24 protein-coding genes are annotated in these 25,730 nt (G+C 61.8%); 16 read left to right on the top strand and 8 right to left on the bottom strand.

The features are described from left to right. Positions 1–10: 10 nt before the first annotated feature. The 6 genes from RG540_RS17560 to RG540_RS31170 form a co-directional block, all read right to left on the bottom strand. Positions 11–862 (bottom strand): carbohydrate ABC transporter permease, encoded by an 852-nt coding sequence (locus RG540_RS17560; RefSeq protein ID WP_038590560.1) that lies wholly within the window; start codon positions 860–862, stop codon positions 11–13. Then, a complete protein-coding gene (locus tag RG540_RS17555; protein WP_038590558.1) occupies positions 862–1,797 on the bottom strand; it encodes a carbohydrate ABC transporter permease in 936 nt (311 codons plus the stop codon). Before RG540_RS17555 ends, RG540_RS17560 begins: the two co-directional genes overlap by 1 nt. Further along, entirely contained in the window at positions 1,797–3,128 is a 1,332-nt protein-coding gene (locus RG540_RS17550) for an ABC transporter substrate-binding protein (RefSeq protein ID WP_038590556.1), read from the bottom strand. Before RG540_RS17550 ends, RG540_RS17555 begins: the two co-directional genes overlap by 1 nt. Positions 3,129–3,178: 50 nt before the next feature. Next, on the bottom strand, positions 3,179–3,859 hold the full coding sequence (locus RG540_RS17545) for a GntR family transcriptional regulator (protein ID WP_038590554.1): 681 nt from the start codon (positions 3,857–3,859) through the stop codon (positions 3,179–3,181). Positions 3,860–3,864: 5 nt separating this feature from the next. Then, positions 3,865–4,743, bottom strand: coding sequence for a dihydrodipicolinate synthase family protein (locus tag RG540_RS17540; RefSeq protein ID WP_038590550.1), 879 nt, complete (start codon positions 4,741–4,743; stop codon positions 3,865–3,867). A gap of 256 nt (positions 4,744–4,999) precedes the next feature. Continuing rightward, the gene (locus RG540_RS31170) at positions 5,000–5,749 is read right to left on the bottom strand and encodes a hypothetical protein (RefSeq protein ID WP_051909513.1); all 750 of its coding nucleotides are present in this window, start codon (positions 5,747–5,749) and stop codon (positions 5,000–5,002) included. Positions 5,750–6,000: 251 nt separating this feature from the next. Here RG540_RS31170 and RG540_RS17530 point away from each other — a divergent pair, with 251 nt between their 5' ends. The 14 genes from RG540_RS17530 (at position 6,001) to RG540_RS17465 (ending at position 20,769) form a co-directional block, all read left to right on the top strand. Continuing rightward, positions 6,001–6,900: a dihydrodipicolinate synthase family protein gene (locus RG540_RS17530; RefSeq protein WP_038590547.1), complete on the top strand. Its 900-nt coding sequence runs from the start codon at positions 6,001–6,003 to the stop codon at positions 6,898–6,900. A 31-nt stretch (positions 6,901–6,931) separates the two neighbouring features. Continuing rightward, a complete protein-coding gene (locus RG540_RS17525) occupies positions 6,932–7,615 on the top strand; it encodes a GntR family transcriptional regulator (protein WP_038590543.1) in 684 nt (227 codons plus the stop codon). A 211-nt stretch (positions 7,616–7,826) separates the two neighbouring features. Next, a complete protein-coding gene (locus RG540_RS17520) occupies positions 7,827–8,921 on the top strand; it encodes an ABC transporter ATP-binding protein (RefSeq protein WP_038590540.1) in 1,095 nt (364 codons plus the stop codon). Positions 8,922–8,952: 31 nt separating this feature from the next. Next, on the top strand, positions 8,953–10,254 hold the full coding sequence (locus tag RG540_RS17515) for an extracellular solute-binding protein (RefSeq protein WP_038590538.1): 1,302 nt from the start codon (positions 8,953–8,955) through the stop codon (positions 10,252–10,254). A gap of 10 nt (positions 10,255–10,264) precedes the next feature. Then, positions 10,265–11,167 (top strand): carbohydrate ABC transporter permease, encoded by a 903-nt coding sequence (locus RG540_RS17510; RefSeq protein WP_038590535.1) that lies wholly within the window; start codon positions 10,265–10,267, stop codon positions 11,165–11,167. Then, the gene (locus RG540_RS17505; RefSeq protein WP_051909511.1) at positions 11,164–12,096 is read left to right on the top strand and encodes a carbohydrate ABC transporter permease; all 933 of its coding nucleotides are present in this window, start codon (positions 11,164–11,166) and stop codon (positions 12,094–12,096) included. Before RG540_RS17510 ends, RG540_RS17505 begins: the two co-directional genes overlap by 4 nt. Before the next feature lie 50 nt (positions 12,097–12,146). Continuing rightward, the gene (locus RG540_RS17500; RefSeq protein ID WP_155414862.1) at positions 12,147–13,259 is read left to right on the top strand and encodes a sialidase family protein; all 1,113 of its coding nucleotides are present in this window, start codon (positions 12,147–12,149) and stop codon (positions 13,257–13,259) included. 447 nt (positions 13,260–13,706) lie between these two features. Beyond that, positions 13,707–15,311 (top strand): ABC transporter substrate-binding protein, encoded by a 1,605-nt coding sequence (locus RG540_RS17495; RefSeq protein WP_038590532.1) that lies wholly within the window; start codon positions 13,707–13,709, stop codon positions 15,309–15,311. 73 nt (positions 15,312–15,384) lie between these two features. Next, a complete protein-coding gene (locus RG540_RS17490) occupies positions 15,385–16,401 on the top strand; it encodes an ABC transporter permease (protein WP_038590529.1) in 1,017 nt (338 codons plus the stop codon). A 37-nt stretch (positions 16,402–16,438) separates the two neighbouring features. Beyond that, positions 16,439–17,308, top strand: coding sequence for an ABC transporter permease (locus tag RG540_RS17485; RefSeq protein ID WP_038594143.1), 870 nt, complete (start codon positions 16,439–16,441; stop codon positions 17,306–17,308). Positions 17,309–17,334: 26 nt separating this feature from the next. Further along, entirely contained in the window at positions 17,335–18,192 is an 858-nt protein-coding gene (locus tag RG540_RS17480; protein WP_038590526.1) for an ABC transporter ATP-binding protein, read from the top strand. After that, entirely contained in the window at positions 18,189–18,947 is a 759-nt protein-coding gene (locus RG540_RS17475; protein ID WP_038590523.1) for an ABC transporter ATP-binding protein, read from the top strand. The genes RG540_RS17480 and RG540_RS17475 overlap by 4 nt, the downstream gene beginning before the upstream one ends. Positions 18,948–18,979: 32 nt before the next feature. Further along, on the top strand, positions 18,980–19,714 hold the full coding sequence (locus tag RG540_RS17470; protein ID WP_038546177.1) for a FadR/GntR family transcriptional regulator: 735 nt from the start codon (positions 18,980–18,982) through the stop codon (positions 19,712–19,714). After that, positions 19,711–20,769 (top strand): dienelactone hydrolase family protein, encoded by a 1,059-nt coding sequence (locus RG540_RS17465; RefSeq protein ID WP_038590519.1) that lies wholly within the window; start codon positions 19,711–19,713, stop codon positions 20,767–20,769. Before RG540_RS17470 ends, RG540_RS17465 begins: the two co-directional genes overlap by 4 nt. Positions 20,770–21,693: 924 nt before the next feature. Here the strand turns inward: RG540_RS17465 and RG540_RS17460 are convergent. After that, positions 21,694–22,842, bottom strand: coding sequence for a mandelate racemase family protein (locus RG540_RS17460; RefSeq protein WP_038590516.1), 1,149 nt, complete (start codon positions 22,840–22,842; stop codon positions 21,694–21,696). Between the two features lie 105 nt (positions 22,843–22,947). Further along, positions 22,948–23,748: an NAD-dependent epimerase/dehydratase family protein gene (locus tag RG540_RS17455; RefSeq protein ID WP_038590513.1), complete on the bottom strand. Its 801-nt coding sequence runs from the start codon at positions 23,746–23,748 to the stop codon at positions 22,948–22,950. A 264-nt stretch (positions 23,749–24,012) separates the two neighbouring features. Between RG540_RS17455 and RG540_RS17450 the strand changes: the two genes are divergently transcribed. Next, on the top strand, positions 24,013–24,672 hold the full coding sequence (locus tag RG540_RS17450) for a FadR/GntR family transcriptional regulator (RefSeq protein WP_244446692.1): 660 nt from the start codon (positions 24,013–24,015) through the stop codon (positions 24,670–24,672). Positions 24,673–24,760: 88 nt separating this feature from the next. Continuing rightward, positions 24,761–25,693: a 5-dehydro-4-deoxyglucarate dehydratase gene (gene kdgD, locus RG540_RS17445; protein WP_038590508.1), complete on the top strand. Its 933-nt coding sequence runs from the start codon at positions 24,761–24,763 to the stop codon at positions 25,691–25,693. Positions 25,694–25,730: the final 37 nt, after the last annotated feature.

Below are 25,730 nucleotides of genomic sequence, written 5' to 3'. Positions count from 1 at the left end.
GTGAGCCTGCTCAGCCGCCCTTGACCGCGCCGGCCGTCAGGCCTGCGACGATCTGCTTCTGGGCGAACAGGGTGAGTATCAGCACGGGGAGGGTGACGATCAGCGCGGCCGCGGCGAGCGGTCCCCAGCTGACCTGTTCGAAGGAGAGCATGTTGTAGACGGCAACGGGCAGCGTCCGCGTGGTGCGGCTTGCAAGCACGATGCCGAAGACGAAGTTGTTCCAGGAGAAGATGAGCGCCAGGATGAAGGCGACGACAATGCCGGGCTTGGCGATCGGCAGCGCCACGAGGCGAAACACCTGCCAGGGCGTTGCGCCGTCGATGCTGGCAGCCTCCTCGAGCTCCATTGGCGTCGTCTCGAAATAACCGATCATGATCCACACGACGATCGGCACGGTGACGACGAGATGGATGATGATCTGCGGCCAGAGCGTGCCGAGCAGGTTCAGCCACTGGAACAGCAGGAAGAGCGGAATGAGGAAGGAAAGGCCGGGCGTCATGCGGGCGATCATGATGACGATCGCTGCCTTCTCCGCCTTCAACCGCGCAATGCCGTAACCCGCCGGCACGCCGATGAGGAGTGCCAGCAGCGTCGCGGCCCCCGTCACCAGCACGGAATTCCAGAAATACAGGAAGAAATTGTTCTCGCGGAACACCTGCACATAATTCGACCAGGCGAAGTTTTCCGGGATGAGGATCGGCGGATAGGCGCCGTTGTCGATCTCGTATTTGAGCGACAGCGAGATCATCCAGAGGAAAAACAGCACGACCGGCGACACCATGACGAGGGCTGCGAACAGCAGGCCGATGCGATCGAGCGTCTTACGTCTGACGAGCGGGCGTTTGTTGAGGGCGTGTTCCATCAGCGCGTCTCCATGTCCGACCAGTTTGTCCGTGCGCGGACCATCATCAGCATGAGGGAGAGTGCGACGATGATGACGAAGAAGACGACCGCCATCGCCGAGCCGTAGCCGATGTCGTAATAGGAGAAGGCGGTGTTGTAGAGGTAGATGTTGATCGTCTCGGACGCCGTGCCGGGCCCGCCTTGCGTCATCGCGTAGATGATGTCGAAGCTCTTGATCGCGTCGATCGCGCGGATGATGACGCCGATCATCAGGAAAGGCGCGATCATCGGAAGCGTCAGGTAGCGGAATTTCTGCCAGGCGTTGGCGCCGTCGATCTCCGCGCTTTCATAGGGTTCGCGCGGAAGAGAGGCGAGGCCACCAAGCACGATCAGCATGATCAGCGGCGTCCATTGCCAGGTCTCGACGAGGACCAGCGATGGGATGACGCTGTAGCGGTTGTAAATCCATTCCTGCGGGCCGATGCCCACCAGCGACAGCAGATAGTTGAGCACGCCGAGCTGGGGATGGAACATCATGGTCCAGACGAGCGCGATGGCAACCGGCGTCGCCATCATCGGCATGACGAAGACGCCGCGCAGGAAACCCCTCCCCGGAAATTGAGCATCGAAGATAAGTGCTGCGAGCGTGCCGAGAAACAGGGGCGCCACGACCGCCAGCACCGTGAAGATCAGCGTGTGCCAGAGCGATTCCCAGAAGCGGAAATCGGTCGCCAGCCGGATGTAGTTGTCCAGCCCGGCGAAGGTCTGCTCCTGTCCCAGCGTCCAGCTGTTCACGCTCATCCAAAGGGTGAAAACCCAGGGGAAGACGATGACTGCGCCGATGACGATGAGGGCGGGAACGACGAAAGGCCAGTAGTTGGGAGCAAGCCTACTCGGCTTGCTCCTCTTGTTACCGGTTTCCGTCCGTGCTGTTTCGGTGCTCACGGAAGCCATTATCCCTCGCTCTTGGCAAGGACCGGTTCGAACTGTGCCGTTGCGGTCTTGAGTTCCGTCGCCGGGTCGGCACCGCCGATCATGTTGGTGAGACCGACACCGTAGATGTCGCGGAATTCGGTGACCGGAATGATGACCGGCAGCGCAAGCTGCGACACCTTACCGGAAGCGGCGACCGCATCCACCCATGCGCTCGGCATGGTGACACCCTTGCGGACTTCCGCATCGGCGAGGACCGACTGGCGGAAGGGAACGCCGGCGCCGGCCTGCAGCAGGCGTGCGCCCATCTCCTTCGAGATGACCCACTGGCAGAACAGATAGGCCGCTTCCTTCTTCTGGCTGGCTGCGGTGACGCCGATGCCATCGCCGAAGGTGGCGGCCGCCTGCGCCTTCGGTCCCTTCGGCATGACGCCGTAGCCGACCTTGCCGACGACACGGGACTTCTGCGGGTCTTCGAGCGGCGGAGCGAAGCCGACGCCGTCCAGCCACATGCCGATCTTGCCCTGCAGGAAGGCAGACTGGGCTTCCGCCCAGTTGAAGCCGGAGACCCCGACGGGGGCCGCCTTGGTCATCAGGCGCTGGTAGAGTTTGGCGGCCTCGACCGCCTCGTCGGAGGTCGTGCGCAGCTTGCCGTCAGGCCCAAGCGCCGTCGCGCCGTAGCCGAGCATCAGCGCCGTCCACACCGGAACGTTGGCGTTCTTCAGGCCGCGGGCGACGAAGCCGTAGGTATTGGTGGTCTTGTCGGTCAGAGCTTCGGCTGCCGCCGCCATCTCATCGAAGGTCTTCGGGTAGGCGAGGCCCTTCTTCTCGAAGAGTTCCTTGTTCCAGTAGACGATCCAGTAATCGACCGAGAAGGGCAGGGAGCGCAGCTTGCCGTCCTTGTCCTTGGCAAAGGTGAGGCCGGCTTCGGCGAAATCGCTTTCGGTCAGCGACGGGTCGGTGAGCGTCGGATCTTTCAGGAAACCGCTGATATCGGCAAGCCAGCCGCCCTTTTCGAACTGGCGCTTCTGGACATGGTAGCTCAGGTGGATGACGTCGAAGCTCGGCTTGCCGGACGAGAGCTCGATCGTCGCCTTCTGGCGCTGCTGCTGTTCCGGGGTCGCTTCGGCATTGACCTTGATGCCGGTCAGCGTTTCGAACTCGGCCAGGTACTTGATGATGGTGTCGCTGCGCGGGCTTTTGACGAGGTTCACTTCCAGCGTGGTGCCGGCGAAGCGCTTCCAGTCGACGGCGGCCGATGCCGGGCGCGAACCGACCAGTCCGGCGGCACCAAGCGCCGCCGAGCCGGCCAGGAAGCTGCGGCGGGTGGGATTCCAGAACGAAGATGACATGCTATTCCTCCTCCTAATGCGCCGGATACCCTTGTCTCCGGCTTCTTTTTCTAAAGTCTGATCGCGCGATCCCTCGCGTGATTGATATGGGCGACGAGTGCCGCGACCGCTTCCTCCACGGAGCGCCGCTCGATCGCTTCGAGCACTTTCAGATGCTCGCTCATGACGGGGCCGACCCGGCCGTCGATGCGGAACCGCTCCTGCCTGATCAGCCGCATCTTGATGGAATTCACCCGGTAGACGTTCGAAATGATAGTGTTGCCGAGCGCATCGATGAAGGCGTCGTGCATGCCCCAGTCGACCGCCTGCGCATGCAGCTCCAGCTCACGGCTGTCGTTGCCGCCCTGGATCGCCTCGAGGATTTCACGATGCTCCTTCAAAAGCCTGGCGATTGCCTGGTCCGGGGCCGATTGGGTGAACAGTGCAACGGCTTCCTTTTCCAGGAAGACGCGAAGCTGGAAGGCTTCACGGATGAGGTTGAGGTCGATATGGGCGATCTGCAGCCCGCGTTGCGGCACGGTCTTGATCAGTCCCTCGGCCTCCAGCCGCGGAACGAGTTCACGGATCGCGCCGAGGGTCAGGCCCGTCAATTCCACCAGCCGACGTTGCGAGACGAACTGGCCTGGGCGAACGTCCCGCGCCAGAAGGTGGCGCGTGAAGCTCTCGTAAGCCTTTTCCCTCAGAGTCGGCTGCTCCTCGACCGGGCTTTCCACGGGGCGATCCTGATCCATGGCCTTCAGGCAGCCTCCGAACGGAACAAGGTATCGAAGATCGACGACAGACGGCGCTGGCCTTCATCGGCGATCGGAAGAAGCGGCGGCCGCACCGTCAGCCACGACGGGTCGTTCGAAAGATGGGCGATCATCGCCTTCACGGCCGGAATGACGGGATATTTCAGCAATTCCACGACGAGATCGACGACCCGCTGATCGTCCTCGCCATCCACGGCCATGCGGCGAACTTCGCGCGGGGCAAAATTTGCGACGCCGGATATCGCACCCTGTCCGCCGAGACGTACGCCCTGGGCCAGATGTCGCTCGTCACCGATCAGGATGATGAGGTCGCCATGTTCCTTGAGGAGCTTTTCGGTAAAGGCCCATTCGCCCCCGGAATCCTTCACCCCGGTGACAATGCCGGGAAACGCTTGGCGAAGCCGGCCAATCAGCGCGTGGCTCAGCGGCACCATCGTGACCGATGGAATGTGGTAGATGATGATGTCGCGGGCCTTGTCGCCCAGCAGAGCGAATACGGTAGAGAACCAGCCGAACAGGCCTTCGTCGCTGACATTCTTGAAATAGGAGGGCGGGGCCAGAAGAATGTTCCGCGCACCCTTGGACAGGGCGTATGCGGCCTGTTCCGCGGCTTCCTCAGCCGCGTCGACGAGAACCCCCGCAACGATCTGACGCGGCGCGATGCCGCCCGAAATCATGGCGGCGACGACCTTTTCCCGTTCGCTATTGCCGATCGAGGCGCCTTCGCCGGTCGTGCCGAAAACCGTAACGCTGTCGCAGCCGGCATCGAGGCTGCGGCGAGCTTGGGCGACCATCGCGTCGAGCACGATCTTGCCGTCTTTGTCAAAAGGGGTCGCGAGTGCGACAGAGAGCCCGAAACGCATGTTAGACTATTTATCCTCCCAGTGTCGCCACAATGTTCGCACGCTAACATGTTAGATGTCAATCAGGCAATTTGATCGAAATTGAGGTGCGCGCTTGCGTAGATCGAACGGCTCTACCGAGCTCGATCACGCAAGCCGCACTTGGCCTTCGCTGCGGATGCTGACCTCGATGCCAGCTCGTGGGCGAAAGCTGCTTTTGCAAGGGTGGCGCGGTGTAACAGTCAGTCGCGCAGATCGAAAAAGGCCGAAGGTCGCGTCAGCTCAGGTCGAGGACAAACCGCTGTCCGCCCATGTTGACTTCGATCCTGCCCGGTTCCGCGACCGGGATCAGTCCGCACAATGTGCCCGTCGTCATCACCTGTCCGGCCTTCAGCATGGAGAAGGAGGAGAGCTGGTCCTGGTTCGCCAGCACGACCATGGTCTTCAGCGGGTCGCCGTCGGAGTGCGCCGCGGGCTTGTCGAAGCCGGACTGTCCGTCGATGAAAACCGACAACTGACCGATCGATGCGCCTTCGTCCAGCAGGCTCCGGTCCAGCGGCGGTCCGAGGACGTAACCGACATTGCTCATCATGTCGGCGGCGGCGAGGGCCGGATCGCCCCGGGAGCCGCCCTGGTAACGGCTGCGGAGAAGCTCAACGCCGATCCGCACAGAGCCGATCGCGTCGACGATATCCTGGCGGGTCACGTCGCCGTCGCGGGCCACGACATCCTTGCCGAGCACGAAGGCGAGTTCCACTTCCAGCGAAATGCCCGGCTGGTGGGCATGGCCGGTTTCTTCATTGACGAACAGAAGCGGTGCGCTTTGGCAGAAATCGCCCTTCAGGGTGAGCTTGGCGCCCTTGAACGGCTGGCCGAGCGCGCGAAACACGTCCGTCTGCACCGCATAGGCATCCGCCAGCGGCAGCCCGAGAAACGGCTCCGGATCAAGCACGGTGCTCGATAAGATGGCATTTCGAATGGCGCTCGCGAGGCGGGCCTTGAGGGTATCGGCGGGCATATCGGGCATAGGTTCAGTTTCCTTGGTTTGAGATGGAAGCAGCGGGGCATTCACAGTCAATATCAATAGCCGAGCTTTCAAGCATCCCAATAAAATCAATGGATTTTGCACGCTTTAAAATATGCCGAGGGCAATCGCGCATTCGTTCCTCCATTGCCAGTCCCGGGCGCAACATGCCGCAGCCGGTGACTGATGTAAATATATATTTGACGACTGATACCTACACTGATTATATCAGTTCTATAACGAGGGTCCCGTTTATGTCGAATGTTACGCTGAAAGGCATTGTTGCCGCCTCCGTCACGCCGGTGACGGCCGATTTCCGTATCGATATCGTCCGGCTGAAGGCGCATATCGATCATCTCCTGGAAAACGGCTGCAGCTTCATTTCCACGTTCGGCACGACGGGCGAGGGCGCATCTTTTTCGACCGCTCAGAAGCTCGAAGCTTTGAAAGCCCTGACAGCGGGCGGGGTGGATATGGGCCGTCAGCTGCCGGCGATCATGACGCCGAGTTTCGCCGACGCGGTAACCTCGCTGATCGCCTATGGAGAGCTTGGCTGTCGCGCCGCGCTCGTCCTGCCGCCCTTCTATTACGGAGCAAGCGAGGATGGCGTCGTGGCGTTCTTCGATGCGCTGATCGAGCGGACCAAGGGGCATACGGAAATCGATCTCGTGCTCTACAACATCCCCCAGCTCAGCCGGGTCCGCTTCACGCAGCCGCTGATTGCGGCTCTGATGCGTAAGCACGGTAGCCGCATCGCCGGGATCAAGGATTCGACCGGGGATCTCGACAACGGCCTCATGCTGGTGAAGTCCTTCCCGGAGCTTGCCGTCTTTACGGGCGACGACCGGGTTCTGCCCACGCTCGTCAAGACCGGGGGCGCCGGCATGATCGGCGGCATGCCGAACGTCTTTGCCCGCGATCTGAGGGCGCTTTACGACAATCCCGACGATGCCGGCCTTCTGGAGAAGCAGTCGCGGCGCATCCAGGCAGTGGATGCTTACGGATCGCTCGTTGCCCTCAAGGCGGCTCTTGCCCATTATCGGAACGACGAAAGTCTGGCATATGCGGTGCCGCCTCTGGTTGCTCTCAACCAGTGCGATCGTGCTATGCTCATTGAATTATTCGAGCGGACGGGTTATCGCGCCGCTGCTTGACCCGCCCGGTGCTGCCGGCAATAGGAGACAGATGAGCGTACGTACTGCACCGCCCGGCACTGGACAGCCAGACCTTCGCTCGGTCAAACAGGTCGCCTATGAGCGGTTTCGCGAGGCGCTGTTCGATGGCCGGCTGCGGCCCGGCCAATTCGTGTCCCAGCGGGAGCTCGTCGCGCTTCTCGGCCTTTCGATCGGCGCTCTGCGCGAACTCCTGCCGCGTCTGCAATATGAAGGCCTCCTGGTGGTCATGCCGCAGCGAGGCATCCAGATCACGCAGATCGACCTCTCGATCATCCGTCAGGCTTTCCAGGTGCGCATGGCGCTGGAGCGCGAGGCGGTGCTGACGGCCGTCAGGCGGATGCCTGACGCTATCCTCGACGAGCAGGCCAGGCTTCACCAGTCCATCCTCGACGAGGTCCGCAATGCTCCCTCGCCGGATGTCTTCGATCGCGGACAGAAGGTCGACGACGGATTTCACAACCTTCTCGTCGATTCGACCCAGAACGATCTGCTGATCCAGGCCTATGCGGTCAACGCGATCCGCATGCGGCTCATCAAGCTCGACAGAATCAGCCTTTCCGAGCAGGTCCTGCCGCCGGCCTTCGCCGATCATCTGGCGATCATCGACGCCATCAAATCCCGCGATCCGCATGCGGCAGGCGACGCCATCGACCGCCACATCATGCATGCCCGAGAACGGGCGATCGAGTTCTGATCAGCTTCCGCCTTATTTATCGGCGTTTTGCCTTGGCCATCATACATCTTGGTGGCCGATCTCCATATGTGGCCCCTCTTAATGTATAACTGATCATATCAGTTTTCATAGAAGTTGTCGAACAACATGTTTACAGGTTCGAATTTTTGTTGCATGGTGAAGCTGTCAGGCATCTGACGCTTTGGGAGAGGCAATTCAGGGAGGGCCGAGCTTGGCGCGGCTGGAGTTATCCAACGTTTCGAAAAGCTACGGGGCATTCGACGCCATTACGGACGTATCGCTTGCCATCGAGGACGGAGAATTTGCAGTTTTCGTCGGCCCGTCCGGTTGCGGCAAGTCCACGCTGCTGCGCCTGATCGCAGGTCTCGATCCGATCAGCGACGGCGCGATCAGAATTGGCGCGGATGACGTGACCCGCCGGCCTGCAGGTACGCGGAGTGTGGCGATGGTGTTCCAGTCCTACGCGCTCTATCCGCATATGAGCGTCTACGACAACATTGCCTTTCCGCTGCAGATGGAGCGCCGTTCGAAGGGCGACATCCGCCAGCAGGTCGAAAAGGCTGCCGGCACGGTGCAGCTTTCCACCCGGCTGAAGGACAAGCCGTCGAAGCTTTCGGGCGGCCAGCGGCAGCGTGTCGCGATCGCCCGAGCCATCGTCCGCAAGCCGAAAATCTTTTTGATGGACGAGCCGCTTTCCAATCTCGACGCGGCATTGCGCATCGAGATGCGCACCGAGCTCACCCAGCTCCATAAGGAGCTCGGCGCCACCATGGTCTACGTCACCCATGACCAGCTGGAGGCGATGACCATGGCCGACCGGATCGTGGTGTTGAATGGCGGCCGCGTCGAGCAGGTCGGCAGGCCGATGGATCTCTATCACAATCCGGTCAATCGTTTCGTCGCGGGCTTCATCGGCAGCCCGCCGATGAATATGTTGCGCGGCAAGGTGAAGGCGATCGAGAGCGAATATTATTCCTTCGAAGCCCCCGGCATCGGGACGATCGTGATCGACGGACTGGCGAAGCGCCTCAAGATCGGCGAGGAGGTCGTCCTCGGCATTCGTCCGGAATTCCTGGCGCCACATCCGGCCGGCAGCGAGCCGCTGGTGAAGATCGGCGCCGTGCCGCGGTCGGTCGAGAGGCTGGGTGCCCAGACGATCGTTCACAGCGCTATCGAGGGTCAGAATTTCACCTGCGTGTTTGCCGGCGACCAGGTCGTCGAGCCGGGCCGGGAGCTGAACGTTTATTGCGATGCGGCGAATATCCACGTCTTTGACGCTGCAGGGATTACGGTCAGCCGAAACTAAATCGTCGTCGATAAATCGGGAGGAGTTTACGATGAAGAATGATGTCATGCATGCCATGAAGCCCACACGCCGCGCATTTCTGTCAGGCGCCGCTGCCGGCCTCGCGGGCCTGCCGATCCTGATGTCGGCTTCCGGCCGCGCACTTGCGGCCGACCAGCAACTGGTTTTCTGGTCTCAGCTCGCAGGCAGCAAGAAGGCCGCCGGCGAAGCGCTCGAAGCCGCTTTCAAGACCGCCCATGCGGAAATCGCGCTGCAATCCAGCCTTTATGCGGAACCGTCGCAGCTCAATGAAAAGATGCTGACGGCGATCAACGGCAATACCGGCCCGGATCTGATCGTTCAGCATTGGGACTACAATCTCACCTATGCTTCAGGCAAGAAGCTCGTCGAACTCGGCAAGGCGCTGCCGAGTGTGAAGACTGCGGATCTCGACCCCTCGCTGCTCGCCTACGGCCGTGTCAACGGCGGTCAGTATTCCATGCCGCTCTACGGCACTTCGCGCGGTCTTGGCATCAATCGCAAGCTCATCAGCGAAGCGGGCCTCAATCCGGACAAGGGGCCGCAGAACTGGGCCGAACTTCGCGAATGGGCAAAGGCCGTCACCAAGCGCCCCGGCGGCGGCATGCTGCAGGTGTCCGGCATCCAGCTCTATCAGAACGACCTCGAGGCCTTCGAACTATTCACGCTGCTGCTGCAGGGGGCGGGCGGTTCGTTGCTGACGGCGGATCTGTCGGCGCCGGGCTTTGCCGGTCCGGAAGGCGTCAAGGCGCTGACCTTCCTGCAAGACCTCGTCGTCACCGACAAGATCACCGATGCGGGCTTCGGCGTCGGCCCCGGCGGCATGGCCAACCCGTTCAACCAGGGACGCGCCGCGATGCTGATCGCGGGCAACTACTCCACCAATAACGCGCTGAAGGCAGGCGTCGAATTCGACGTCGTTCCCTTCCCGAAGGAGAGCGGTGGGTTCACATCGCTTGTCGATCCCTTCTGCTTCGCCGTCCGGGCAGGCGCACCGAACCAGGAAGCGGCCCTCAAGCTCGTCGAGTTTGCGATGTCGCCGGAACAGCAAATCGCCTTCGCGGTCGCCAGCAAGAACGTGCCGGCCCTGAAGTCCGCCCAGCAGAACAAGGACGTGCAGGCCGACCCCTACCTCTCCAAGTTCATCAAGACCGCGAGCTACGCCCCGCCGACCGCGCCGGCAACGCCGGTATTCCCCCGCATGATGTCGCTCGTCGCGCGTGGCGTTCAGGAGGTCATTTTCCAGAAGAACACGCCCGACAAGGCGCTGAAGGCGGCCGCGGACGAAGTGCAGACATTGCTGAAAAAGGGCTGAGGAGCGGGTGATGGCGCTTCAGAACTCGACATCCAGGCCGATCAAAACGGTCAGTTTTCATCAGAACTGGAGCGCCTACGCATTCCTCGCACCGGCGCTCGTCATCCTCTTCCTGTCGCTGCTGCTGCCGGCGGTGGCGACGCTGTTGATGAGCTTTACCGACGTCTCGTTCCTGAAGCCGACGAGTTTCGTCGGCTTCGACAACTACATCAAGCTTTTCAATGACGCCCGCTTCCAGCAGGCGGTCGGCAATACGATCCACTATACGATCGGCGTAACCTTCCCGACCATGGTGCTCGGCCTGCTGGCCGCGGTCGCGCTCAATCAAAAAGTGCCGGGGCGCATGGCTTTCCGGACGATCTTCTACCTGCCGGTTCTGACCTCGCTGATCGCGGCCGCCGTCGTCTGGGCCTATGTCTACGAGCCCTATGCCGGGCCGCTCAACGGTGTCCTGACCCGGGTCGGCCTGCCGCCGCAGCCGTGGCTTCAGAACCCCAGCCTTGCAATGAATTCGCTGATCATCATGGCGATCTGGCGTGACTTCGGCACTGCGATGATCATCTATCTGGCCGGTCTTCAGGATATCCCGAACGACCTCTACGAGGCGGCGCGCCTCGATGGGGCGAAGGGCAAGGATATCTTCCTGCGCATCACCGTGCCGATGCTGAGTTCCGTCACCTTCTACCTGCTGATCATCCTGATCGTGCAGACCTTCCAGGTGTTCGGCGCGATCTACGTGATGACGCAGGGCGGGCCGCTCGGCTCGACGGAAACCGTCGTCTACCAGATGTACCAGACGGCCTTCGGTTATACCGAATTCGGTTATAGCGCGGCCATGTCGACCATACTCTTCCTGACCATCCTGGTGTTCTCGATCATCGGGACCCGGATCATGCGGAGGAAAGACGTATGACGGACCTTGCGCAGCCCGCCGCGATGGAACGGCAGATCGCGGCCCGCGGTCGGAGACGGGAATTCCCGCGCTTCGACGTGATGAACGTCATCGGTTACCTGCTGCTGCTGTTTGCAGCGCTCGCCACCGTGATGCCCTTCCTCTGGATGGTCTCGACCTCATTCAAGGGCGACCAGGAAATCTTTCGGTTTCCGCCGAGTTTCATTCCGGACGGCCTGCGATGGCAGAACTATCTCGATGCCATGGCCTCGCCGGATGCCGGCCGGCAGCTGGTGAACAGCCTGATCTACGCGCTGGGCTCGACGGTTTCGAACCTCGTCTTCTGCTCGCTCGCAGGTTACGCGCTTGCCCGCATGCAGTTTTCCGGCCGCAACCTGATCTTCGCGCTCGTCGTCGGCCTGCTGATGGTGCCGGCCCAGAGCCAGATCGTCCCCGTCTTCCTGATCGTCCAGAAGATCCCCTTTGCCGGCGGCAACGACTGGCTCGGCAATGGCGGCACCGGCCTCCTCAACACCTATTGGGGCATGATCCTGCCGACCGCCGCAACCCCGTTCGGCATTTTCATGATGCGGCAGTTCTTCACCCGCATCCCGATGGAATACGAGGAATCCGCCAAGCTGGACGGTGCTTCGCCCTTCACGATCTTCCGGCGCATCCTGCTGCCGCTGGCCCGGCCGTCGCTCGCGGTGCTGGGGGTGCTCAGCTTCCAGAGTGCCTGGAACGATTTCGTCTGGCCGCTTATCCTCAATTCGCACCGGGAGATGGCGACCCTGCAGATCGGCCTGCAGCTTCTGCAGAGCGGACCGGATGCGCGCTGGAACGTCGTCATGGCGATGGCGACCCTGATCACCCTACCGGTCATCATCGTCTACCTGCTGGCCCAGCGCCATGTGATCGACGGTGCCGTGACGAGCGGCGTCAAGGGCTGACCATCGACAAAGACATGAACGAGACCGCTTCCGCGGCAAGGAGGATTCCTGTGACCAAGCCAAATTCGATCAAGAATGTCGAAGTTTACCGGAAAGAGGGTGAATTCGCCGCATGGCCGGCCAACTACGGCCTGTGGCTGTGGGGCGGCGAGGCGGTAACGATCTTCGTGCAGGGCTTCCGTGGCGAGGCCGAAAACCTGCATGCTCGCGACAAGACGCGGCCTTTCATTCCGGTGCAGGCCCGCAGCACGGATGGCGGCGAGACTTGGACGATCGAGCGTTTCAACGCCTTCGTGCCCGGCAGCCAAACGCTTTCCGGCGACGAGCATGTCCTGCCGGAACTGGAGGCCCAGCCGAAGATCGATATCGACCGGGATCTGCGCCCGTTGGACGAGCCGATCGACTTCACCGATCCGGAAACGATCGTCATGTGCGCCCGCACCGGCCTGCTGGGTGGGGCGATCAGCTGGTTCTATGTCAGCAACGACCGGGCGCGGACGTGGCGCGGCCCCTATCGGCTCGGCGATTTCGGCCTGCCGGGCATTTCGGCGCGCACCGACATCGTGCCGCTCGGCAAGCATGACGCGCTCTTCCTGTTGAGCGCTGCCAAGCCGGACGGCAAGGAAGGCCAGGTCTTCTGCATCCGCACCCGCGACGGCGGCAAGAGCTTTACGTTCGAAAGTTTTGTCGGTGAGGAACCGGAAGGTTTTGCGATCATGCCGGCTTCCATCCGGCTGAAGGATGGCAAGGTGCTGACGCTGGTGCGTTGCGCAACCGCCAGCCGTGGGCCGGATCGCAAGGCCTGGATCGATGCCTATGTCTCCGGCGATGAAGGCAAGACCTGGGAGCCGATCGGCCGGCCGGTGCCGAACACCGGTTATGGCGGCAATCCACCGACGGTCAACAGGCTGCAGGACGGCCGGCTGGCGCTGGTCTTCGGTTATCGTGATGCGCCCTTTGGTTTGCGGGCGCGGATAAGCTCCGACGAGGGCAGGACCTGGAGCGACGACATCATCATCCGCGACGACGGCGGCATGTCCGATCTTGGCTATCCCCGCACCGTGGTGCGGCCGGATGGCAAGCTTTTGAGCGTCTATTACTACAACTACGGCAGCGATCAGGATCGCTTCATCGCCGCATCGATCTATGAGATCGCCGGCTGATCAGCCATGGCCGGCTCTCAAGCCCGCGGCCGGCAGGACAATCGCATATGAGGATGTATGGCGGCGCGTGGAGCCCCTCCCCCTTGTGGGGAGGGGATTGCGCTCCGAGTAAAAACCCCTCCCGCTTGCCGGCCACCCTCCCCACAAGGGGGAGGGTTCAGAATGCCGCGCCGCCTCGCATCCCATATGCGATTGCCCTGGGTAAGGGGCGGGAGCATCAGCCGCGAATTCATTCCGTGAAAGCACCACCACCGGGTCCGGCCAGGAGCATCGGGCGATTTCGCATGTCCGAACGGCAGGCCTGGAACATGGCGCTTGCTCCGGGCGACTTCGCAAGAGTCGTTGAAAGCGGCATTTTGGATTGACACGTGTCGTAAGACATCATATCTCTTGGGTCGCTATTATCTGTCTGCCGGGAGGAGACCGGCAATCCAAGGGAGGACGGCCATGAAGCCGCTATTGAGAATAGTGGGACCGGTATTGCTCGGTTCCACCCTGCTTTTCCAGCCTGCCCACGCCGAAACCCCGCCCAATATGCTGGTTGTCGGCTTCTCGATGACCAATATCCTGACGCTCGATCCCGCTGCCATTACCGGCAAGGAGACCGTACAGGTTCTCACAAACATATATGATAACCTGGTGGCGCTCGATGCCGTCAATCGCGCTCAGGTCGATCCGCAGCTGGCGGAAAGCTGGACGATCGCCGATGACAACGGCTCGATCACCTTCAAGCTGCGCAAGGGGGCGACCTTCGCTTCCGGAAACCCGGTCACTTCGGCGGATGTGGTCTGGTCCTTCAAGCGCCTGATGAAGCTCAACCTTGCCCAGGCATCGTTCCTGAAAACCCATGGCTTCTCCGCGGCCAATGCCGACGCAAGCTTCACCGCCCCGGACGACGGCACCGTCGTCATCAAGCTGCCGAAGAAGGTCGACCCGCAGATCATCGTGCAGACACTCGGGATTGTCGGCCCAGGCTCCATCCTCGACATGAAGGCGGTCATGGAGCACGACAAGAACGGCGATATGGGCGCCGCCTGGCTCACCAACAACTCCGCCGGCTCCGGTCCGTTCACGCTCGGCCAGTGGCAGTCGAACGAGCGTGTAACGCTCGAGCAGAACCCCAAATACTGGGGCGAGAAACCGGCCATGCGCCGGATCATGATGCGCCATCTGGCTGAATCGCAGAGCCAGCGGCTGATGCTCGAAAAGGGCGATATCGACATCGCGTTTTCCATGTCCGCAGCCGATCTGAAGGCGCTCGAGAGCAGCAAAGACGTCAAGATCCAGACGAATGGCGGCAGCGGCTTCTATTATCTCGCCGTCTCCATGAAGGACGAGAAGTTCCAGAAGCCGAAGGTTCGCGAGGCGCTGCGTTATCTCATCGACTACCAGGGCCTGAACGACAGCGTGCTGCCCTATTTCGGCAAGCTGCGCGATCGTCCGGTTCCGGCGGGCATTTTCGGCGCCTTGCCGAATGCCGGCTACAAGCTCGATGTCGCAAAGGCCAAGGCGCTTCTTGCCGAGGCCGGTTATCCGAACGGCTTCTCGACAACGCTGCGCGCCATTTCGGACGTGCCGTTCATGAGCCTTGCGACCGCCATTCAGGCGACGCTGGCGCAGGCCGGCATCAAGGCCGAGATCGTCACCGGCTCCGGCGACCAGATCTACGGCGCGATGCGCGAACGCAAATATGAACTTGTCGTCGGCCGCGGCGGCGGCGGCCAGCTGCCGCATCCGGACTCGAACTTCCGCGCCATCGTCTACAATCCCAACAATGCGGATGAGGCGAAGCTGACGAACTTCCAGGGCTGGCGCACGTCCTTCTATGATGAGAAGATCAACAAGATGATCGATGACGCTCTCGTCGAAGGCAACAAGGACAAGCAGATCAAGGAATACCAGGACATCCAGGCCTATTACGCGGAGATGGTGCCGGCGATCCAGCCCTTCTCGGAAGTGGTCGACAGTGTCGGTTTCCGGGCCGACATCAAGGGTCTCGAACTGAACCCGTCCTGGTCGACCCAGCTTCGGACGGTCAAGAAAGAACGATAATCGTCGGCTGCCGCGGCGTGGGCCTTGTGGCCCGGCAGCGCCGCGGCGTCCGAAACGATCTTGAGGAAGCCCCATGAACAACGAGCGTCTCACCGCTTTCACGCGGCAGGCCGGCACCATATTGGCAACCCTTCTCGGGTTGCTGATCCTGACCTTCTGCATCGGACGGCTGATGCCGGTCGATCCGGTGCGCGCCATTGTCGGCGAAGAGGCCGACCAGGCCACATACAATATGGTCGCGGAACGGATCGGCGCCAACCTTCCTCTCTACCAGCAGTTCTTCCGGTATGTGAACGATTTGGCTCATGGCGATTTCGGGATGTCGATCCGGACAGGGCAGCCGGTCATCAACGACATCCTGCATGTCATGCCGGCGACGATCGAGCTTGCGACCTTCGCGATCATCGTCGGGGCGGGGCTGGGCATTCCGCTCGGCATTCTGGCCGCCGTGCGCCGCAACCGGCCGATCGACCACATCATCCGCTTCCTCACCCTGATCGGCCATTCCATGCCGATCTTCTGGACCGGCATGATCGGCCTGATCATCTTTTATGCGGCACTGGATCTGGTCGGCGGCGGCGGCCGTCTGTCGGATTATTATATCGGCCTTGTGCCGGAAACGACCGGCTTCCTGCTGATCGACGCGATCATCGCCGGCGACTGGGAGGTCTTGCGGGATGCGGTCAACCATCTGCTGCTGCCGGCGAGCATCCTCGGTTATTCGTCGATGGCTTATATCACCCGCATGACCCGCAGTTTCATGCTGGACCAGCTGAACCAGGAATACGTGACCACGGCGCGGGTGAAGGGGCTGTCGAAGGGCCGCACCATCTGGCACCACGCGTTCGCGAATATCCGGGTGCAGCTGGTGACGATCGTGGCGCTCGCCTATGGCAGCCTGCTGGAGGGCGCCGTCCTCATCGAGACCGTGTTCTCCTGGCCGGGCTTCGGCCAATATATCACCAACAACATGCTGATCGGCGACATGAACGCGGTGATGACCTGCGTGCTGCTGGTCGGCATCATCTTCATTGCGCTCAACCTGCTTTCCGACGCGCTGTACAAGATCTTCGATCCGAGGACGCGGTGACATGGCAGCTCAATCTCTCGACATGCAGGACGTGGCCATGAACGGTACTCGCTCAAACCCAAATTCGGCCTTCCGCCGGCTGCTCGCCGTCATCCGCGAGCTTCTCGGCAACCCGTCTTCGGGCTTTGGCCTCGTCGTCATCACCATCCTGGTCCTGACGGCGATCGTCGCGCCGCTGATCGCGCCCTATGACCCGAATGTCATCGATCTCGGCAATACGCTGAAGCCGCCGAGCGCCGAGCACTGGTTCGGAACCGACGAGCTCGGCCGCGACATCATGAGCCGCATCATCTACGGCACGCGCATCAGCCTGACGATCATCACCATCGTGTCGGTGATCGTCGGCCCGATCGGGCTGCTGGTCGGCACGACGGCCGGTTATTTCGGGGGCTGGTACGACACGATCATGATGCGGATCACCGATATCTTCCTGTCCTTCCCGAGCCTCATCCTGTCGCTCGCCTTCGTGGCGGCCCTCGGTGCCGGCCTCGAAAATGCGATCATCGCCATCGGTCTCACCACCTGGCCGCCGATCGCCCGCCTGGCCCGCGCCGAAACGCTGACCTTCCGCGGCGCCGACTATATCTCGGCCTCGCGCATGCAGGGGGCATCGGCGCTGCGCATCATCATCAAGTCGATCATGCCGATGTGCCTGCCTTCGGTTCTGGTGCGCATCACGCTTTCGATGGCAACCGTCATCCTGACGGCGGCCGGCCTCGGTTTCCTGGGTCTCGGTGCCCAGCCGCCGCTGCCCGAATGGGGGGCGATGATCGCCACCGGCCGGCGCTACATGCTGGACAACTGGTGGCTGGTCGCCTTCCCGGGCGGCGCCATCCTGCTCGTCAGCCTTGCCTTCAACCTTCTCGGCGACGGCCTGCGCGACGCGCTGGATCCCAAGCAAAGATAGGCCCGAAACAGCGTTAGGATTCCGCCATGGATAACAGCCAAGCACTCTTGAAGGTCGAAAATCTCCGCGTCAGCTATCGCGCTGGCAAAGCCTACAACACCGTCGTCAAGGGCGTCTCCTTCGATCTCGGCCGCGAGCGGCTCGGCATCGTCGGCGAATCCGGCTCCGGCAAGTCGACGATCGGCCGCGCGCTGCTGAAGCTGCTGCCGACCGCCAAGATCGAGGCCGACCGCATGGATTTCGGCGGTATCGACCTTCTCTCGGCCAGCGAAAAGCAGATGCTGACGATCCGCGGCCGACGCATTTCGATGATCCTCCAGGATCCGAAGTTCTCGCTCAACCCGGTGCATCGCGTCGGAGACCAGATCGCCGAGGCCTATCGTGTTCATTACAAGGCCTCGGCGCAGGTCGCCCGGCAGAAGACGCTGGAAATGCTGGAAGCGGTGAAGATCCGCGATCCGGAACGGGTGTTCGGCCTTTATCCGCATGAAGTCTCGGGCGGCATGGGCCAGCGCATCATGATCGCCATGATGCTGATCCCCGAGCCGCAGATCATCATCGCCGACGAGCCGACCTCGGCGCTCGACGTCACCGTGCGCATGCAGGTCCTCAACATCCTCAACGAGCTGGTGACCAACAAGGGCATCGGCCTCATCATGATCAGCCACGACCTCAACCTGGTGCGCAATTTCTGCGACCGCGTTCTGGTCATGCGCCATGGCGAAGTGGTCGAGGAACGGGCGGCCCGGGACATGCGCAACTGCACGCATCCCTATACTCAAGGGTTGCTTGCCGCGCAGCCGCATATCGGCGGCAGCCGAAAGCCGCTTCCGGTCCTGAACCGCCAAACCATCTCCCCAGAGACCAAAGAGGTGCGCGCATGACCGCCATCGACGTCCGCAATCTCTCGATCGATCTCGGCTACGGTCCGGCAAAGAGGCGCATTCTCGGCGATGTCTGCTTTTCGGTCGAGGCTGGCGAATCCTTCGGTCTTGTCGGCGAATCCGGTTCCGGCAAATCGACCATCCTGCGCTGCATCGCCCGTCTTCTGAACGTCTGGGAGGGCGATATCCAGCTCGAGGGACGGTCGGTCAACGACATGCCCTTCGTCGAATATTGCCGCGCGGTCCAGATGGTGTTCCAGGATCCCTACGGTTCGCTGCATCCGCGCCAGTCGATCCGCACGGCGCTTCAGGAGCCGCTGCGCATCCATCGCATGGACCGCCAGGTCGAACGCATGGAGCGGGCCCTGATCGATGTCGGCCTCGATCCGGCCTTCCTGTCGCGTTATCCGCACGAGCTTTCCGGCGGCCAGCGCCAGCGCGTGGCGATCGCCCGCGCGCTCATTCTCGAACCGCGCATCCTGCTGCTCGACGAGCCGACCTCGGCGCTCGACGTCTCGGTGCAGGCGGAAGTGCTCAATCTGCTCGCCGATCTGCGTGCAAAACGCAACTTGACCTATCTCTTCGTTTCCCATGATCTTGCGGTGATCGATCATATGTGCGAGCGGCTGGCGGTCATGCAGCATGGTCGCGTGGTCGAGGTGATGAGCCGAGACCTGCTGGCGACAGGCCAGGCCAAGGATCCCTATGCCCGCGAACTGATCCAGGCCAGCCTCGAATACGACCACGCTGTCTGAGTTTTCACATCTGAGACGCCATGGAGTGCCCGATGACAGCCGAAGCCCCATCCTCTACCTGGCGCCGCAGGGAGACCCTGAGTTCCCAGGTCGTTCGCACGATCGCCGAGCGTATCAAGCTTGGGGACTATCCGCGCGGCTCGAAGCTTCCGACGGAAAAGGCGCTGATCGATGAACTGGGCGTCAGCCGGACGGTCGTCCGGGAGGCGATCGCCAATCTTCGGGCAAGCGGCCTCGTCTCGATCCATCATGGGATCGGCGTCTTCGTTCGCCAGGACGCGGGTGTCACGCCTTTCCGCCTCGGCGACGAAAACCTGATGCTGGTCGAAAACCTGGTGAAGGGGCTCGAACTGCGCATCGGCATCGAATCCGAAGCGGCAGCGCTTGCCGCCGACCGGCGGACCCAGGCGGATATCCAGGCGATGACCGCGGCCTGCAAGGCCATGGATGTCGCCGTCCGCCGTGCAAGCCGGGACACGCAGGCGGATTTCGATTTTCACCGCGCCGTTGCCACGGCCAGCCATAACGAACATTTTTTCCGTATCTTCAACTATCTCGGCGAGACCCTGATGCCGCGCATGCGGCTTTCGACCCATGCCGTCGATGACGCGAGCCTCTCCGTGCATCTGGCGCGCGTCAATGAAGAACATCGTGCCATTCTCAAGGCGATCGAGGCTCGTGATGTGGAAGGCGCGCGCGGAGCGATGCGCAAGCACCTGGGCGACAGCCGCGACCGGATGCTCGAACGGCTGCGGCAACAGCAATGATCGACAGCGAGAACATGTCCAGCCTTGCGGCGAGGCTGCGCGACAACCTCTCGTTCGACTGGAATTTCCACCCGGCGGCGGAAGGTTTTTCCGACTGGCAGGACCGCACACGGAACAAGGTGCGCCACGCACTCGGCGTCGGGCGGATCGCGCCAGCAAGCGCGTCCGTCCTCACGGAGTGGGCTGAAGACGGATGCACGGGCCAGGAGCTCGAACTTGCCTTTTCGAACGGCGAAACGACGAAAGCCTATCTCCTTCGTCCGGACACCGCTAGCGTCACACCTGCCGTGCTGCTCCTGCACGACCACGGCTCGTTCTTCTCGATCGGCAAGGAGAAGATGATCCGCCGCTCCGGCGAAGCTTGCGAGGTCGCAGCGGACATGGATCGATGGGCGGCGAAACTTTATGGCGGTCGGCATGTCGGCAATGAACTCGCCCGGCGCGGTTACACCGTGCTTTGCGCCGACACGCTCGGCTGGGGCAGTCGGAAAGGCAACGGTTACGAAACGCAGCAGGCGCTGGCGGCCAATCTCATGCAGTTCGGCGTTTCCTACGCCTCCGTCATCCTGCTCGAAGACCTTGAGGCCATGACATGGCTTCGCGCGCTGCCCGGCGTCGATGGAAACCGTGTGGCGAGCTTCGGTTATTCGATGGGCGGCTCGCGCGCCTGGCAGGCGGCAGCACTTTCGGACGATGCCAGGGCCTGTGTCGCCGGCGGCTGGATGGGGACGCTGCAAGGCCTCATGCAGCCAGGCAACAACCAGCTTCGCGGCCAGTCGGCCTTTTCCATGCTGCATCCGCCGATCGCCGGAAAGATCGATTATCCGCATTTTGCAGGGCTTGCCGCGCCGAAACCCACGCTGATCTTCAGCGGCGCCGAAGACCGGCATTTCCCGGAGCCTACCGCCTTGGCGGCCCACCAGCAGATCCACGATATCTGGAGCGCAGCGGGGGCGGAACGGTGCCTCGAAACGCGGCTTTGGCCCGGCGCGGCTCATGCATTCCCGATTGACCAGCAGGACCATGCGATCGACTGGCTGGATCGGGCGATGTGAGGTGGGTTGGAGGGCAGGTCCTTTCGCGAAATGCGGGGTTGGATTTGACCGAGTCCGAGTATGCGGTGAGGCACCCCCCTCTGCCCTGCCGGGCATCTCCCCCTCAAGGGGGGAGATCGAAGGAGGCGTGCTCAGCGGAACCTCTTTGATTTGTGCAACGGCAGGAAGCTGGCAGGGAGTGGAGTCTGGCAAGCTCAGGGCTTTTGATGGGACAAGACCTTGCTTCCGGCCGATCTCCCCCCCTTGAGGGGGAGATGTCCGGCAGGACAGAGGGGGGTATGGCAGGGTGCGCCGTCCAATGCTGTCTTTCCGTGTTTGCTCGTGGATAATTGATCGCCACCCTCCAGCATCTCCAATGACTTAACCACATCGTCATCCCCGCCCTTCAAACCCATGCCTACAATTGCCTCGCTTCCGTCGCCGGAGTGTTTCGCGAGACGTTCGCGGGCAAGCGGGAGCCGGCGCCCTCATTCGATCCGTAACGTGCGGGGAAGGTGAGGGAGGTGAAAGCCATGGAGTGCAAGTCGAAAGACGACCATTCCTATCAAGCCTCCCCCGGACAGCCATGTCCGGTTCGGTTGAGCCGTGCAAGTGGCAAGGTTTCCCGAAAGGAAGCCGTGAACACAGCCACGCAGCGAGGCGAGATGATCACCTGTAGAGGCCGGAAGCCTCGACAAGACGCCGAAGGCCACGCGAATGCGGAGCCACACATACTAAACAAAATGAGGTTCCGCATTCGTGTGGGCTCTCCGATCTTTGAAAACCACGGCAGGCGACTGCGCGGGGCTCCAAAGTGTTGGCCGAAGGCGGATATCGATGAGATTGATTTCGGCGACGACAAGCTTGTACCGACTGCAAAAAGAAGAAACCCGGCCATAACGGGACCGGGCTCCTCTTTCCTGCTTGGGAGGCAGAATAAACGGTTCACTCAACCAGATTGGCGTTGATGAAGTCGAAGTTGATGTCTTCGCCCATGCCCGGCTTGTCGGAAATATGAACGAAACCGTCTTCGTCCATCGGGTCGACGAGGGCGTTCAGGTATTCGAAGCCGTCGTCATATTCGAGGAACGGGTGCAGCAGGCCGCGCTCGTACCATTTCGCATTTTTGGTGCAGGCCGCGACGATCAGGTTCGGAGCGCCATTGCCGTGAATTTCGCAGTTCATGCCGAAGGATTCGGCCAGATGCATGGTCTTCATTGCCGGGCTGATGCCGCCGACGTCATGGACACCGGTGCGCAGGATGTCGCAGGCCTTCGAGGTGATCCATTCGGCGCGGCTGAAATGCTTGCCGCCGGCGCTTTCCGGGCCGAGGACCGGGATGTCGAGGTTTTCGGCAAGCCAGGCGTAGGAAGCCGAGCTCTGCTCGTCCATCGGCTCCTCGATCCAGTCGAAGCCAAGCTTTTCGAGGCCCCTGCCGAGTTCTAGCGCTTCCGTGCGGGTGTACCAGTGGAAGGCGTCGATCATCAGGTGGATATCCGGGCCGACCGCCTCGCGGACTGCGGCGCAGGCCTTGAGATCCATCTTGACGTCCGGTGCCCAGGAGACCGGCGGCATCCAGGTGTGCAGCTTGATACCCTTGTAGCCGCGCTTGACGAGCATTTCGCCAAACCGGCCGTAATCTTCCGGCGTCGCGAGGCCGTTCTCCAGCTCGTCGCCACACATGATCGAGCCATAGGCCGGGATTTTTTCACGGTAGCTGCCGATCAGTTTGTGGACCGGCATGTTCAGCTTGCGGCCGGCAAGATCCCACAGGGCGCAATCGACGATCGCGAGCGTCCGGTCGGTCAACTGCATCGCGCTGCCGCGCTGCCAGTGAGCGAGGTCCTGCCACAGCCTTTCGCGGGCGAACGGATCTTCGCCGATCAGCACCTTCTTGACGAACTTGTCGATCACATGCGGGCGAACGACTTCCGGCGCGGCAAAGCAATAGCCTTCCGCACCGTCGTCGTCGACGATGGTCAGCAGCGCCAGGTTGACCTTGTGCGGCGGGCCCGGATGGGCGTGGCCGGCGGTATCCTGGTGGCGGCGCGTGGTATGGGAGAATACGCGCACATTGACGTCTATGATCTTCACGAAATTCCTCCTGTCAGAAGCGGAGGGACGAACCTCCGCCATTTCATGTCGGGACCCGGCGGGGGCCGGATCGGAGCCGCCCGTCGGGCGGCGGAAGTCTGTCTTTCACGCATCGTCCGGATGGCCGGCCAATGCGAAGGCGCCGCCTTGATAGATGACGGCGGGATCGGTCGGGTCTTGTCTGCCGGCTGCCGTTTCCACTTCGACGCGCCACTTTGCGGATGTGTCCTCAGGTTTCCAGCCGAGGAAAGCGGCATTGCGGTTGTCCCACCACTGCTCGTCGTTGGCAGAGGAGCCGTAGACGATGGTGTGTGCGATCCGCGGCGCAGCAAAGGCGCGCCGGCAGAGGGAAAAGAAATCACGATAGCTGAGCCAGGTCGCCAGCATGCGCGTGTTGACCGGCTTTTCGAAGCACGAACCGATGCGGACGGACAAGGTCTCCTGTCCAAATTTTTCGAAATAGAGGCTGGCAATCGCCTCTCCGAAAACCTTCGAAGCCCCGTAGAGCGAGTCCGGCTTCGGCACGACGGTGTTGTCCAGCCTTTCATCGCACCGATAGTAGCCGACGACGTGGTTGGAGCTTGCGAAGACGATGCGCGGCAGGCCGTTGTGGCGGGCGGCTTCGTAGATATTGTAGAGGCCGACGATATTGCCTTGGACGATGAGATCGAACGTCTTTTCGAGGGAAATGCCGCCGAGATGAATGATGCCGTCGACGCCCTCGACCAGCCTTGCGACACCAGCGGCATCCGCTAGATCGCATCGGATGAAGGTTTCGTTTGCGCCTGCATCGGCGATCTCACCGATATCCGACAGCACGACATGTTCGGCGATTTCTTTCAGCATCGGCCGGATTGCCCGGCCAACACCACCCGCGGCGCCGGTTAAAAGAAGTCTCTTGAGCATTCTTCCCTCGTGGGCGGGTCGACGGTGAATATGCGTCGGTCCGACATGTCATCATACCTCATAGGTCATCTCATACTATAGGTCCATGGCCGGGCGTCAATAAATTTCTTGCCCGGCGCTTGACAACACGGGCAGGTTTTACCCCTCTAAGTGGCTGAAATGGCAAAGCGAGCGAGCGGACAGACATTGAAGAGAGCAGATAACATCACTGGGGAGGCACCCTCGCGAAAAGGCCGCAACCTGGTCGAGACGGTTGGTCGGCGGATGCGGGATGCGATCACGAGTGGTGCGTTGAAACCCGGTGACAAACTGCCCACGGAAAGCGGACTGACCCAGCAATATGAGGTCAGTCGCACGGTCATCCGCGAGGCGATCGCCTCGTTGCGGGCCGATAACCTCGTCGAGGTCCGCCATGGCGTCGGCGTCTTCGTGCTGGCGCCGCAAGCCGGGCTTCAGGGCGGGTTTCGCACCGTGGATGCCAGCCGCGTTTCCTCGATCATCGAGATGCTGGAAGTCCGCGCCGCCATCGAGATCGAGGCCTCGGGCCTTGCCGCCGTTCGCTCGTCGCCGGCGCAGCAGGAGTTGATCTTCGAATGTCTCGAAACGATCAAACGGCAGATCGCCGCCGGTGCGCCAACGGTTGAAAGCGATCGGGCTTTCCATCTTGCCATCGCGGATGCGACCAATAACCCGCGTTTCCGGGAGCTCCTGGAAGCGATCGGCAAGCAAATGATTCCGAGATCGCTGCTGCAGGAGGGCGAGGTCGAGATTTCGCCGGCCGAATACCTGGCCCAGATCCAGGACGAACATGCCCGCATCGCCCGCGCAATCACGGATGGCGATGATTCGGCTGCTCGCGACGCCATGCGCATGCATCTCAAGGGGAGCCAGCAACGCTATCGATCGCTGATACGGCGTCCGTGAGTTTCCCACAAAGATAATACAACTATTGACAGTCATAATATGACTTGGTAGCCTTCTGGAAATCAACCAGGAAGGGACTGCCATGTCTATGGATCCAATTGAACTGAAGCATGCGCTCGGCGCCGGCCTCCTGTCGTTCCCCGTTACACCGTTCGGGAAAGATGGCCTCTTCAACCGCAAGGCCTACGAGCAGCATGTCGGCTGGCTGGCCGGGTTCGATGCTTCGGTGCTTTTTGCCGCCGGCGGCACGGGCGAGTTCTTTTCACTGGAGCCGTCCGAAATTCCGGAGATCATTGCCGCCGCCAAGGCTTCGGCCGGCAGCACGCCGATCGTTTCCGGCTGCGGTTACGGCACGCGCATCGCCGTCTCGATCGCCAAGTCTGCCGAAAAGGCCGGTGCCGACGGCATCCTCCTGCTGCCCCACTACCTGATGGATGCCAGCCAGGAAGGCCTTTACCAGCATATCAAGACCGTCTGCCAGTCGGTCGGCATCGGCGTGATGGTCTATAACCGCGACAACTCGATCCTGACGGCGGAAACGCTGGCCCGACTTTGCGAGGCCTGCCCCAATCTGGTCGGCTTCAAGGACGGTTCCGGGGATATCGGCCTGGTGCGCAAGATCACCGCGGTCATGGGCGACCGTTTGACCTATCTCGGCGGCATGCCGACGGCTGAGCTTTTTGCGGATGCCTATCTCGGCGCCGGCGTCACCACCTATTCGTCGGCCGTCTTCAACTTCGTCCCGGCGCTGGCCCAGAAGTTCTACAAGTCGCTCCGGGCCGGGGATACGGCCGCCACCAACCAGATCCTCATCGACTTCTTCTATCCGTTCATGGAGATCCGCAACCGCCAGAAGGGTTACGCGGTTTCCGCCATCAAGGCCGGCGTGCGGCTGATGGGCTTCGATACGGGTCCGGTTCGCGCGCCGCTGACCGACCTGACCGCCGAAGAAGTCAAGATGATGGAGGCTCTCTGCGAGCCCTACCGCAATGACGCTCTCGGGGTGCAGGCGGCCGAATAGGCGTCCTCCTCTCCAACCCTCTCCCCGAGTGCATCAG

This window comes from Neorhizobium galegae bv. orientalis str. HAMBI 540 (genome assembly GCF_000731315.1).
In the GTDB taxonomy this organism is placed as follows: domain Bacteria; phylum Pseudomonadota; class Alphaproteobacteria; order Rhizobiales; family Rhizobiaceae; genus Neorhizobium; species Neorhizobium galegae.
Note: the sequence above shows the minus strand (reverse complement) of the source record. Positions and strands in the feature narration are given on the sequence as shown.